We start from the raw sequence: 12,933 nt of genomic DNA, 5'->3' as shown, positions 1-12,933 counted from the left end.
TTATATGGATTTCATCCACTTTTTAGTCGATTTTATTCTGCATATTGATGTGCATTTGGCCGAGCTGGTGGCGCAGTACGGCATCTGGATTTACGCCATTCTGTTCCTGATTCTGTTTTGTGAAACGGGTTTGGTGGTCACGCCGTTCCTGCCAGGCGATTCCCTGCTGTTTGTTGCCGGTGCGCTGGCGGCCTTGCCGGGTAACGATCTCAACGTGCACCTGATGGTAACGCTGTTGGTGATCGCTGCCATCCTGGGTGATGCGGTGAACTACACGATTGGGCGTCTGTTCGGCGAGAAGCTGTTCAGCAATCCGAACTCGAAAATTTTCCGTCGCAGTTATTTGGATAAAACCCACGCGTTCTACGATCGCCACGGCGGCAAAACCATTATACTTGCGCGCTTTGTACCAATCGTGCGAACCTTTGCCCCCTTTGTGGCGGGGATGGGACACATGTCTTATCGCCACTTCGCGCTCTACAATGTGACGGGCGCACTGCTGTGGGTGCTGCTGTTCTCTTACGCCGGTTATCTGTTTGGCGACCTGCCGATTGTGCAGGAGAACCTGAAGCTGCTGATTGTCGGCATCATCGTGGTTTCGATACTGCCAGGCGTAATTGAAGTGTGGCGTCATCGCCGCCAGCAGAAGTCGCAGTAAGCTCGTTACCAGATTTTTATCCACAGCGTGAACGGGTTGTGGTTTAATGAGCGACATTTACGGCCTGCTGAAGGTGATTTCAGCAGCAATGAGAAGACTGGACCAGGTCAGCATTAAATAGAAAGGTCATCAATGAGCTGGATTGAACGCATACTGAATAAAAGCACTGCCACGCCAACGCGCAAAGCCAGCATCCCGGAAGGGGTGTGGACCAAGTGCGATAGTTGTGGGCAGGTGCTGTACCGCGCCGAGCTGGAGCGTAACCTCGAGGTCTGCCCGAAGTGCGACCATCACATGCGCATGCACGCCCGTGAGCGTCTGCATAGCATGCTGGATGAAGGTTCGCTGGTTGAGCTGGGCAGCGAGCTGGAACCGAAAGATCTGCTGAAGTTCCGCGACTCGAAGAAGTATAAAGACCGTTTGGTCGCCGCACAGAAAGACACCGGTGAGAAAGATGCGCTGGTGGCGATGAAAGGCACGCTGCACGGCATGCCAATTGTCGCTGTGGCCTTTGAGTTCTCCTTTATGGGCGGCTCAATGGGTTCAGTGGTTGGCGCGCGCTTTGTGCGTGGCGTTGAGCAGGCGTTGGAAGACAACTGCCCACTGATCTGCTTCTCCGCGTCAGGCGGTGCACGTATGCAGGAAGCGCTGCAGTCGCTGATGCAGATGGCGAAAACCAGTGCGGCACTGGCGAAAATGCAGGAGCGCGGCTTGCCGTATATCTCCGTGCTGACTGACCCAACCATGGGCGGCGTTTCAGCCAGCTTCGCGATGCTGGGCGATCTCAACGTGGCGGAACCGAAAGCGCTGATTGGCTTTGCCGGTCCACGCGTTATCGAGCAGACCGTGCGTGAAAAACTGCCGCCGGGCTTTCAGCGCAGTGAGTTCCTGATCGAGAAAGGCGCGATCGACATGATCATCCGTCGTCCGGAAATGCGCTTTAAGCTGGCAAGCCTGCTGGCGAAAATGATGAACCTGCCAGCGCCGCAGCTGGATGGTGATCAGCCAAATGTGGCTGAGCCGGAGAGCAACGAAGCCTGACAGGCAACGGAATGAGGCAGTAATGTTTCCTTCCTCCAATGCACCGTCTACATAGAATACTTAAGGTTGCATCCAACGTGGTCCGCGACCTTAAGTTACTCGATGTATTGATTTTGAACGGGACACATGGACAAATCTCTTCCTCAAGCCACGTCGCCTTTGGCCACGTGGCTTCATTATCTTGAGCATCTGCATTCGCAGGCCATTGAACTGGGTCTGGATCGTATTCAACGCGTCGCCGCACGCCTCGACCTGCTCAAACCCGCTCCTTTTGTCTTCACCGTCGCCGGCACCAACGGCAAAGGCACCACCTGCCGCACGCTGGAAACGCTATTGATGGCCGCGGGCTATCGCGTGGGCGTTTACAGCTCGCCACATCTGGTGCGTTACACCGAACGTGTACGGGTGCAGGGCGCTGAACTGGATGAAGCGCAGCACAGCGCCAGTTTTGCCGCGATTGAAGCCGGGCGCGGTGATATTTCGCTCACCTATTTTGAGTTCGGCACCTTGTCGGCCTTCAATCTGTTCCGCGCGGCGAATCTCGACGTGGTGATCCTTGAAGTCGGCCTGGGCGGACGTCTTGATGCCACCAATATTGTCGATGCCGACGTGGCAGTGATCACCAGCATCGCGCTCGACCACACCGATTGGCTGGGTCCGGATCGTGAAAGTATCGGCCGGGAAAAAGCCGGCGTGTTCCGCGCAGGTAAACCAGCAATTGTCGGTGAAGCCGATATGCCGGGCACCATCGCCGACGTTGCAGCGGAGAAGGGCGCGGTGTTGCTGCAGCGCAATCGCGACTGGCAGTGGCAGCAAACGGGTACCAGCTGGACGTTGCAGGATGCGCACGGCGAGCTGCGCGATTTACCGCTGCCGCAGGTGCCGTTACCCAATGCCGCCACCGCGCTGACCGCGCTGCGTGCGTCGGGTTTAACGGTAAGCGAAGCGATTATTCGTCAGCATCTGCCGCTGGCGATTTTGCCGGGGCGCTTCCAGACCGTCAGCGAAGCGCCGCGCGTCATTCTCGATGTGGCGCACAATCCGCATGCCGCTTATTATCTGGCTTCGCGTCTGGCTGAAGAGCCGCACAGCGGTGAAGTGCATGCGGTGGTCGGCATGCTGCACGACAAAGATATCGCGGGCACGCTGGCGGCGCTGGCACCACAGGTTGATCGCTGGTACTGCGCGCCGCTCGACGGTCCGCGCGGTGCCTCCGCCGATGAGCTGCTGGCTCATCTGGACGGCGGTGTGGCTTACAGCAACGTTGATGCAGCCTGGCAAGCGGCGCGTCAGCAGGCGCGTCCCGAAGATGTGATTCTGGTGTGTGGCTCTTTCCACACCGTAGCGCAGGTTATGGAATCGATGGCAGCGGAGAACGGCAGTGGCAAGTAAGTTCCAAAATCGCTTAGTCGGTACGGTCATTCTGGTGGCGATTGGTGTCATCGTCTTGCCCGGCCTACTGGACGGTAAGAAGAAACATTATAAAGAAGAGTTCGCCGCCATTCCGCTGGTGCCAAAACCGGACGATCAGCAGGATAGCGAAATGGTGCCGCCGGTGACGCAACCCTTGCCGGCGCAGCCGCCGGAAGGGGCGGGCGCGGCCCAGAATCAGAACGGTGGTAAAACCGCCACTAACGGCAGCGCGCAGCCCACGCAGAATAGCGAGCCCAGCGTGGTTACGCCGCCGCCGGTGCATCAGCAAGTGCAACCGAAACCGGTGGAACAGCCGAAGCCAAAAGCGGTCGAGCAGCCGAAACCGAAGCCGGTTGAACAGCCAAAGCCAAAACCGGTGGAGCAACCGAAGCCGAAGCCCGTCGAGCAGCCGAAACCGGTAGAGCAGGCGAAACCGGTGGAAACGCCGAAGCAGAGCGAACCCGCAGCGCCAGCTGGTCAGGCATTTGTGGTGCAGCTCGGAGCGCTGAAGAATGCGGCGAAAGTGAGCGAGATTGTGGCGCAACTGCGTCTTTCCGGTTATCGCGCCTTTACCGTGCCGTCTACGCCGGTGCAGGGACAAATCACCCGCATTTACGTCGGTCCGGATGCCAATAAAGCGAAGCTGCAAGGCTCGCTGAGTGAGTTGCAAAGCATCTCCGGCCTCGGTGGCGTGGTGAAACCGTATAGCGCGCGATAACGCGCTGATAAGCCGCGCCAATAGCAGAAAAAGGCGCGGCTTTACAAAGTTTTTGTAGCGAAGCGCGACAGGAAAATCATTGAATATCAGTGGATTAAATCACTGATAATACACAGGGCGAGGAAAGTTTTTTTCATCGCCCTTTTTGCGGAAACAGAACCGGAAAACCCTACGCAAACGTTTTCTTTTTCTGTTAGAATGCGCCCCGAACTGGATGCAGGGGTGCGATAGCACTGGGCTGGAAGAGTTCATGATCTGGATTGATTACGTCATTATTGCGGTAGTTGGTTTTTCGGCTCTGGTCAGCCTGATTCGCGGGTTTGTCCGGGAAGCCTTATCTCTCGTTACCTGGGGATGCGCGTTTTTTGTCGCCAGTCATTATTACGCCTACCTTGCAGTCTGGTTTACAGGTTTTGACGACGAACTGGTTCGCAACGGCATCGCTATCGCGGTGTTGTTTGTTGCCACCCTGATTGTGGGTGCCATCGTGAACTATGTGATCGGCTCGCTGGTTGAAAAAACCGGCTTGTCGGGAACCGACAGGGTGTTGGGTGTCTGTTTCGGGGCGTTGCGCGGTGTGCTGATCGTGTCTGCTATGCTGTTCTTTCTCGATACATTCACCGGCTTTTCTAAAAGCCCGGACTGGCAACAGTCGCAACTCATTCCCCAGTTCAGTTACATCATCAGGTGGTTTTTCGATTACCTGAAAAGCACGTCGAGTTTTTTACCCCGGTGACACCATCGGGAGTGCGGCTAATGAGGAAATGACAATATGTGCGGTATTGTTGGTATCACCGGTTTCATGCCAGTAAACCAGTCAATCTATGACGCGTTAACGGTGCTTCAGCACCGCGGGCAGGATGCCGCCGGCATTTGTACCATCGATGCTATTAACTGCTTCCGTTTGCGTAAAGCCAACGGCCTGGTCAGCGATGTGTTCGAAGCGCGCCATATGCAGCGTCTGCAGGGCAACATCGGGATTGGTCATGTGCGCTACCCAACGGCAGGCAGCTCCAGCGCCTCTGAAGCGCAACCTTTCTACGTGAACTCTCCTTACGGCATCACGTTGGCGCATAACGGCAACCTGACCAACGCCCACGAACTGCGTAAACAGCTGTTCGAAACGGGTCGCCGTCACGTTAATACCACCTCAGATTCCGAAATCCTGCTGAATATCTTCGCGCAGGAGCTGGACCGTTTTCAGCACTATCCGCTGGAAGCTGACAACATTTTTGCTGCGGTGGCGGCTGTGCATCAGCAGGTGCGCGGCGCTTACGCAGTGGTTTCAATGATTATCGGACACGGAATGGTCGCCTTCCGCGATCCCAACGGTATTCGTCCGCTGGTGCTGGGCAAGCGCGTTATCGCCGATGGCCGCACCGAATACATGGTGGCGTCAGAGAGCGTCGCGCTGGATACGCTGGGCTTCGAGTTCATTCGTGACGTAGCGCCTGGCGAAGCCGTGTACATCACCGAGCAGGGCCAGCTCTCTACGCGTCAATGCGCTGAGAACCCGAAAACCAATCCGTGCCTGTTTGAATACGTCTACTTTGCGCGCCCGGACTCGTTCCTCGACAAAATCTCGGTGTACAGCGCACGCGTGCGTATGGGCACCAAGTTGGGTAACAAAATTGCCCGCGAGTGGGAAGATCTGGATATCGATGTGGTGATTCCGATTCCGGAAACCTCAACCGATATCGCGCTGGAAATCGCACGTATCCTCGACAAGCCATATCGTCAGGGCTTCGTGAAGAACCGCTACGTTGGCCGTACCTTTATCATGCCCGGCCAGCAGCAGCGCCGCAGCGCCGTTCGCCGCAAGCTGAACGCCAACCGTGCTGAGTTCCGTGATAAGAATGTGTTGCTGGTGGATGACTCCATCGTACGCGGCACCACATCCGAGCAGATCATTGAGATGGCACGTGAAGCGGGCGCGAAAAAAGTCTATCTCGCCTCGGCGGCACCGGAAATCCGTTTCCCGAACGTCTATGGCATTGATATGCCGAGCGCTACCGAACTGATTGCGCATGGCCGTGAAGTGAATGAGATCTGCCAGCTGATTAAAGCGGATGCGCTGATTTTCCAGGACCTGAACGACCTGATTGAAGCGGTGCGTGAAGAGAACCCGGATATCGCCAACTTTGAGTGCTCGGTATTCAACGGCATCTACGTCACCAAAGATGTCGATCAACAGTACCTTGAGTATCTGCAGTCGCTGCGTAATGACGATTCCAAAGCCATCGCGCGTCAGACAGAAGTGGAAGGCCTGGAGCTGCACAACGAAGGCTAAGCCAGAGGTTATGGCAGAGTAAAAGCAGGGCGGGCGCAATCCCGCCCTGTTTGTTTTTGTATTTTTGTTCAGTGAGCCGCTATCATTGCCGCAATCTGAACCTGCAAGGCTGAATTATGAAACGACTGATCATTGGTATTTCCGGCGCCAGCGGCGCGATCTACGGCGTACGCATGTTGCAAGTGCTGCAACCGCTGGCGGAGGTGGAAACCCATTTGGTGATCAGCCCCGCCGCGCGGCAAACGCTGGCGCTGGAGACCGATTTCAGCCTGCGCCAGGTGCAAGCGATGGCCGATGTGGTGCATGACGTGCGCGACATCGCCGCCAGCATCTCATCCGGATCTTACAAAACTCTCGGCATGGCGATCGCGCCGTGCTCGATGAAAACGCTGTCAGGGATCGTGCACAGCTACAGCGATAGCCTGCTGACCCGCGCCGCCGATGTGGTGCTAAAAGAGCAGCGTAAGCTGGTGCTGTGCGTACGTGAAACGCCGCTGCATTTGGGACATCTGCGCATGATGACCACCGCCGCAGAGCTGGGCGCGCTGATCATGCCGCCGGTGCCAGCGTTCTATCATCGTCCGCAATCGATCGGCGATTTAGTCGATCAAACGGTGAATCGTGTGCTCGATCAGTTCGATATTGAGCTGCCAGAAGATCTTTTCACTCGCTGGAGTGGCGCATAATGGTGCATTAATGCACTGCTCGTGTGCAAATTCGCGTGTGCGATCACTCTTCGTGCATCTTGTGCACCAAAAGTTAACAATGTCGCTTTTTCTTCCTCACACCACTGTTATATTTCCCTCACAAACTAAGTGCTTGCGCCGCTAACCGGCGCAGTATTTAGCGCGCTTGCGCAGCGTTTAGCCAATTCGCACAACTGGCATGAAACGTGCACAGCTTACAGCGCAAACCAACACATCACGCACCACATAACAATAAGCACTTCACTTGAGGGTTAACTATGAAAAAGCGAGTTCTGGCTCTTTCTCTGATGCTGACAATGGTAAGTAGCGCGAGCGTCTTCGCCGCTGTGCCGCAGTCGCTGCGCATTGGAACTGACCCGACTTATCCGCCATTCGAATCCAAGAACGCGCAAGGTCAGCTGGTGGGCTTTGATATCGATCTGGCGAACGAAATTTGTAAACGTATCAAGACTAAATGTACTTATGTGGAAAGTGATTTCGATGCGCTGATCCCGTCGCTGAAAGCGAAGAAGATCGACGCCATCATCTCTTCTCTGTCAATTACCGAAAAGCGTCAGGAAGAGATCAACTTCTCTGAAAAACTGTATGCGGCAAACGCGCGTTTAGTGGCACCGAAAGGTTCTACGCTGCAACCGACCATTGAATCCCTGAAAGGGAAAAACATCGGTCTGCTGCAGGGCACCACCCAGGAAACCTATGCAAAAGAGTACTGGCAGCCAAAAGGTGTCACCGTTACGCCTTACGCTAACCAGGATCTGGTGTATCAGGATCTGAATGCCGGTCGTATTGATGCCGCGTTCCAGGACGAAGTGCAGGCGAGCGAAGGTTTCCTGAAGCAGCCTGTTGGCGCTAAATATGCGTTTGCCGGCCCGGCAGTGAAAGACGACAAGATCTTTGGCGTCGGTACCGGTATGGGCTTGCGTAAAGATGATGCCGATCTGAAGGCCGCGATCGATAAAGCTTTTGTTGAGATGCGTAAAGACGGCACTTACGACAAGATTGCTAAGAAGTACTTTGATTTCAACGTGTACGGCGATTAATTATCCTGTTTCCTAATCCTGGTCTGTGAAAGGCAGGAAGGTTGCACATAAGTATTCACTCCGGGCGCTTACCTATGTAAACTGCCCGGCTTCATACGCTTGCCGCCATCCATCCTGCGATTCAAATTTCCTGGTTAGGACTGTCCGTCAGTTGGGCAGCGTTTGTAACTTACCCTCACGACAGGATTGAACCCATGTTGTATGGCTATTCCGAAGTAATCCTCAAGGGCACCCTTGTAACGCTGGAGCTGGCGCTCAGTTCCGTGTTGCTGGCGGTGGTGCTCGGCTTGATTGGCGCTGGCGCCAAACTTTCCCGCAGTCGCCCGCTGGCGATGCTGTTTGAAGGCTACACCACCTTAATCCGCGGTGTGCCCGATTTGGTGTTGATGCTGCTGATCTTCTACGGTCTGCAGATCGCCTTGAATACCCTCACTGATGCGCTGGGACTGGCGCAATTTGATATCGACCCGATGGTCGCCGGTATCATCACGCTCGGCTTTATCTACGGTGCTTACTTCACTGAAACCTTCCGTGGTGCGTTCCTCGCGGTGCCAAAAGGGCAGATCGAAGCGGCAACCGCCTTCGGTTTCACCGGCTCGCAAACCTTCCGTCGCATTCTGTTCCCGGCCATGATGCGCTTCGCGCTGCCGGGCATCGGCAACAACTGGCAGGTTATTCTCAAAGCCACGGCGCTGGTTTCGCTGCTGGGGCTGGAAGATGTGGTGAAAGCCACGCAGCTGGCAGGTAAAAGTACCTGGCAGCCGTTCTACTTCGCCATTGTGGCAGGTGTGATTTATCTGGTGTTTACCACGCTGTCGAATGGCGTGCTGTGGTGGCTTGAACGTCGCTACACGGTGGGTGTGAAAAGGGCAGAGCTATGATTGAGATTATTCAGGAGTATTGGAAACAGCTGCTCTGGACCGATGGTTACCGTTTTACCGGCATCGCGATTACGCTGTGGTTATTGATCATCTCGGTGGTGATTGGCGGTTCGCTCGCGGTGCTGCTGGCGATTGCGCGCGTCTCCTCTAACCGCTTTATCTCCACGCCGGTTTGGCTGTTCACCTATGTGTTTCGCGGTACGCCGCTGTATGTGCAGCTGCTGGTGTTCTACTCCGGCATGTACACGCTGGAAGTTGTGAAGGGCACCGAGCTGCTGAACGCCTTCTTCCGCAGTGGATTGAACTGTACGCTGCTGGCGTTCACGCTGAACACCTGCGCCTATACCACCGAAATCTTTGCCGGTGCGATTCGTTCGGTGCCGCACGGTGAAATCGAAGCGGCGCGCGCCTATGGCTTCTCACCGTTTAAATTGTATCGCTGCATCATTCTGCCGTCGGCACTGCGCACCGCGCTGCCGGCGTACAGCAATGAAGTGATCCTGATGCTGCACTCCACCGCGCTGGCGTTTACCGCGACGGTGCCGGATCTGTTAAAAATCGCGCGCGATATCAACTCGGCCACCTATCAGCCGTTTACCGCGTTTGGCATCGCTGCGGTGCTGTATCTGATTATCTCTTACGGGCTGATTAGCTTGTTCCGCAAAGCTGAACAACGCTTCCTGGCGCACGTAAAACCTTCTTCATCGCATTGAGTATCACTATGGCTGACAATAAATTAAGCGTTACCGAACTGCACAAACGTTACGGTGAACATGAAGTTCTGAAAGGCGTATCGCTGCAGGCAAATGCCGGCGATGTGATCAGCATTATTGGCTCGTCCGGTTCCGGGAAAAGTACCTTTTTACGCTGCATTAACTTCCTCGAGAAACCGAGCGAAGGCACCATTGCGGTCAACAACCAGCAGATCAATCTGGTGCGCGACACCGATGGTCAACTGAAAGTCGCGAACAAAGAGCAGCTGCGTATGCTGCGCACGCGCCTGACCATGGTGTTTCAGCACTTCAACCTGTGGAGCCACATGACGGTGCTGGACAACGTTACCGAAGCGCCGATTCAGGTGCTGGGGCTGAGCAAGGCGGAAGCGCGTGAGCGTGCGATCAAGTATCTGGATAAAGTCGGCATTGATGCGCGTGCGCGTGCCAAATATCCGGTGCACCTTTCCGGTGGTCAGCAGCAGCGCGTGTCGATTGCGCGGGCGTTGGCGATGGAGCCCGAAGTCTTGCTGTTTGACGAACCCACTTCTGCGCTCGATCCGGAACTGGTCGGCGAAGTGCTGCGCATTATGCAGAAACTGGCGGAAGAGGGCAAAACCATGGTGGTGGTAACGCACGAGATGGAGTTTGCTCGTCACGTCTCTAATCATGTGATCTTCCTGCATCAGGGCAAAATTGAAGAGCAGGGCACGCCGGATGAGCTGTTCGGCAATCCAAAAAGCCCACGTTTGCAGCAGTTTTTGAAGGGATCGTTGAAGTAGTTTTGTGCCCGCTGTCCCCCATCCCGGCCTTCCCCCGCCTGCGGGGGAAGGAGACGCTGCCATATGCAGCACCAGAACGAACATATGGCAGCATCTTCCTCCCCCATTTATGGGGGAGGACCGAGGTGGGGGACAGCGAGCACCCTCTACCCCCGCAACAACTTCAGCGCCGTATCCTCATCGGTCACCAGACCTGACACCCAGCCGCCCTGCAACGCCGCGCGAATCGCCGGATATTTACGCTCGCTGCCGGCAAAGCCAATGATCTGGCGTTGCGTCTGGCTCTCCAGCAACACGCTGGTGAGCAGTTCATCGGTTTCACCCCACACGCGTTCACCTTGCTGATTGAAAAAGTGCCCGAGCATTTCGCCCACCACGCCGCGCGCGTTGAGCGCAGCAACTTGCGCATCGGTGATAAAGCCTTCGGCATGCAGCGGGCAGCCGGGCTGCACTTCGCCGATGCCAACGAAGGCCACATTCGCCTGCAAGGCGCGTAACGTCACGCGCTGATAAACCTGATGCTGAATCCACATCTCTTTATCTTCGGGCGTATCCGCATACAGCGGCGCAGGAATGAAGAAATACTTGCCCTGCATCTTCTCCGCCATCTTCAGCGGCACGTCATAGCGCGTACCCGAGTCGTCCCGTGCAATCGCGCCAATCATCGAAACGCACTGATGCTGCGGTCGCTCAACCCAGGGAAGTGCATCAATCATCGAGCGCAGCGTCTTACCGGAACCAATGCCAAACACCTGCGGCTGCTCCTCGCTGATGTATTGCGCCATCACCGCCGCGCCTTCCACTGCCAGCATCTGCTGAATAGCGTCATCATCCAGATTGGCGGATGGCACCACACGGCACAGTTGCAGGCCAAATTTCTCCTGAACGTCGCGCGCCAGATGCAAGCAATGGGTAACCGGATGATCAATCTTTACGCTCACCATGCCCATTTCACGCGCGCTGGAGACCAATCGCTGCGCCACCTGACGTGACAATCCTAACGCGCGTGCAATCTCTTGCTGCGTCACGCCCGCCACGTAATACATCCAGGCCGCACGTGCTGCCAGTTCTTGTTTTTTCTCTTCTCTGCTCATCGCGCTGTTCCGTCAAAACCGGTGCGCCATGTTAACGCGAGATGCCGATGAAGTGTTAATTGAGCAAAAGCCCGAAAAATGAGCAAAAGTATTAATTGTGACTAAGCTCGCAGAACAAGGCTGCTCGCTCGCACTATGCTACGCCTTATCGGGCAAATGCCCTTAATCGTGGCAAATGTTTATTTTGAGGCGACTATGACCAATCAATCAGTGTGGATGCATATCGGCGCAGGCTCTTTTCACCGCGCGCATCAGGCGTGGTATCTGCATAAACTACGCGAGCAGGGCGATGACAGCTGGAGCATTGCCCTCGGCAATATCCGCAATGATGCCGCGCCGTTGCTAAAGCAACTCGCTGCGCAAGAGGGTGAATATGTGCTGGAAACCGTTACACCCGATGGCGAACGCGCCTATGAAACCATCACGTCATTGCGCAAAATCCTGCCGTGGGATAGCGACATCAGCGCGCTGGTGGAGCAGGGAGCGAAAAGTGAAACCCGCGTGATAGGTTTTACCGTCACCGAAGCCGGTTACTATTTGACACCGGAATTCGAACTGGACCTGACGCAGCCGGATGTGCAGGCCGATGTGAAAGGCGACATCCGCACGATTTATGGCGCGCTGGCACGCATCCTCACGCAGCGCGTGGCCAACGGTGGCGCGCCCGTTACGCTGCTCAACTGCGATAACCTGCGCCACAACGGCGAACGTTTCCGTCACGGCTTCCTCGCGTTTCTTACCGCCAAAGGTGACAACGCCTTAGCGAATTGGGTGCGCGAAAATACCACCTCGCCCAACACCATGGTGGATCGCATTACGCCGCGTCCAACGCCGGATGTGGCTGAGCGCGTTAAAGCCGCTACGGGTAAAGAGGATGGTGCATCGGTGATGGCCGAATCCTTTATTCAATGGGTGATTGAAGATGACTTCATTGCCGGTCGGCCGGCGCTGGAGAAGGTTGGCGTTGAGCTGGTGGAATCGGTATTGCCGTGGGAAGAGGCGAAAATCCGCATCCTTAACGCCACGCATGCGGCGATTGCCTGGGCAGGCACGCTGATTGGCCGCAATTACATTGATGACAGCACGCGTCAGCCAGCGATTTACCAACTGGCCTATGACTACGTGACCCAGGATGTGATGCCATCGCTGTCGCCGAGCCCGCTGGATTTAGCCGATTATCGCGATGTGGTACTGGCGCGTTTTAGCAATCCCTACATTAAAGACACCAATCAACGTGTTGGCGCGGACGGTTTGTCGAAAATCCCCGGCATGGTGACGCCAACACTGCGCGAATGCTATCAGCGTGGCGCAGAACCGGCGGCCACGGCCGTGCTGCCTGCACTGTTCTTCCTGTTCCTGCAACGCTGGGCCTGTGATGATTTGCCTTACACCTATCAGGATGGCGTGCTGCAAGCCGATGCGCTACGCCAGCAGTTTAGCCGCTCCGATGCACTGAACGCTTTCCTCAGCGATAGCGCGCTATTTGGCGAACTGGCACAGGACAAGGCGTTTCATGCGCTGGTGACGCGCAGCGTGGCGGATCTGCAACTGTGGCTGAAACAGCCAGAACGCATGCTGGCTGCGGTGTAAGGAGCG

13 protein-coding genes are annotated in these 12,933 nt (G+C 55.8%); 12 read left to right on the top strand and 1 reads right to left on the bottom strand.

What is annotated here, in order from left to right; translation table 11 throughout:
- Nucleotides 1–4: 4 nt before the first annotated feature.
- The 11 genes from P6287_RS13200 to hisP all read left to right on the top strand — a co-directional run bounded on the left by P6287_RS13200 (nt 5) and on the right by hisP (nt 10,243).
- Nucleotides 5–658 carry a DedA family protein gene (locus P6287_RS13200; RefSeq protein WP_061717855.1) on the top strand — a complete coding sequence of 218 codons (654 nt, stop codon included), beginning with the start codon at nt 5–7 and terminating at the stop codon, nt 656–658.
- A gap of 132 nt (nt 659–790) precedes the next feature.
- On the top strand, nt 791–1,699 hold the full coding sequence (gene accD / locus P6287_RS13195; RefSeq protein ID WP_008105205.1) for an acetyl-CoA carboxylase, carboxyltransferase subunit beta: 909 nt from the start codon (nt 791–793) through the stop codon (nt 1,697–1,699).
- A 126-nt stretch (nt 1,700–1,825) separates the two neighbouring features.
- Complete coding sequence (folC, locus tag P6287_RS13190) at nt 1,826–3,091, top strand: bifunctional tetrahydrofolate synthase/dihydrofolate synthase (RefSeq protein ID WP_192411464.1); 1,266 nt, start codon at nt 1,826–1,828, stop codon at nt 3,089–3,091.
- A complete protein-coding gene (gene dedD / locus P6287_RS13185) occupies nt 3,081–3,830 on the top strand; it encodes a cell division protein DedD (RefSeq protein ID WP_192411465.1) in 750 nt (249 codons plus the stop codon). The genes folC and dedD overlap by 11 nt, the downstream gene beginning before the upstream one ends.
- Before the next feature lie 250 nt (nt 3,831–4,080).
- Nucleotides 4,081–4,566: a colicin V production protein gene (gene cvpA / locus P6287_RS13180; protein ID WP_064739347.1), complete on the top strand. Its 486-nt coding sequence runs from the start codon at nt 4,081–4,083 to the stop codon at nt 4,564–4,566.
- Between the two features lie 36 nt (nt 4,567–4,602).
- Complete coding sequence (gene purF / locus P6287_RS13175) at nt 4,603–6,120, top strand: amidophosphoribosyltransferase (RefSeq protein WP_101763639.1); 1,518 nt, start codon at nt 4,603–4,605, stop codon at nt 6,118–6,120.
- 116 nt (nt 6,121–6,236) lie between these two features.
- Complete coding sequence (locus tag P6287_RS13170; RefSeq protein ID WP_277973845.1) at nt 6,237–6,806, top strand: UbiX family flavin prenyltransferase; 570 nt, start codon at nt 6,237–6,239, stop codon at nt 6,804–6,806.
- Nucleotides 6,807–7,084: 278 nt separating this feature from the next.
- Nucleotides 7,085–7,867, top strand: a complete 783-nt coding sequence (gene argT / locus P6287_RS13165; RefSeq protein WP_101763640.1) for a lysine/arginine/ornithine ABC transporter substrate-binding protein ArgT — start codon at nt 7,085–7,087, stop codon at nt 7,865–7,867.
- Between the two features lie 194 nt (nt 7,868–8,061).
- Nucleotides 8,062–8,748: a histidine ABC transporter permease HisQ gene (locus P6287_RS13160; RefSeq protein ID WP_008105192.1), complete on the top strand. Its 687-nt coding sequence runs from the start codon at nt 8,062–8,064 to the stop codon at nt 8,746–8,748.
- Nucleotides 8,745–9,461: an ABC transporter permease gene (locus P6287_RS13155; RefSeq protein ID WP_008105190.1), complete on the top strand. Its 717-nt coding sequence runs from the start codon at nt 8,745–8,747 to the stop codon at nt 9,459–9,461. The genes P6287_RS13160 and P6287_RS13155 overlap by 4 nt, the downstream gene beginning before the upstream one ends.
- Before the next feature lie 8 nt (nt 9,462–9,469).
- Nucleotides 9,470–10,243, top strand: coding sequence for a histidine ABC transporter ATP-binding protein HisP (gene hisP / locus P6287_RS13150; RefSeq protein ID WP_101763641.1), 774 nt, complete (start codon nt 9,470–9,472; stop codon nt 10,241–10,243).
- Between the two features lie 146 nt (nt 10,244–10,389).
- Here the strand turns inward: hisP and P6287_RS13145 are convergent, their stop codons facing one another.
- Nucleotides 10,390–11,337 (bottom strand): sugar-binding transcriptional regulator, encoded by a 948-nt coding sequence (locus P6287_RS13145; protein WP_192233261.1) that lies wholly within the window; start codon nt 11,335–11,337, stop codon nt 10,390–10,392.
- A 195-nt stretch (nt 11,338–11,532) separates the two neighbouring features.
- Here P6287_RS13145 and dalD point away from each other — a divergent pair, with 195 nt between their 5' ends.
- A complete protein-coding gene (gene dalD, locus P6287_RS13140; protein WP_277973844.1) occupies nt 11,533–12,927 on the top strand; it encodes a D-arabinitol 4-dehydrogenase in 1,395 nt (464 codons plus the stop codon).
- The last annotated feature ends 6 nt before the right edge of the window (nt 12,928–12,933 follow it).

The sequence above is a fragment of the Pantoea sp. X85 genome (assembly GCF_029623675.1).
GTDB lineage: Bacteria > Pseudomonadota > Gammaproteobacteria > Enterobacterales > Enterobacteriaceae > Pantoea > Pantoea leporis.
Note: the sequence above shows the minus strand (reverse complement) of the source record. Positions and strands in the feature narration are given on the sequence as shown.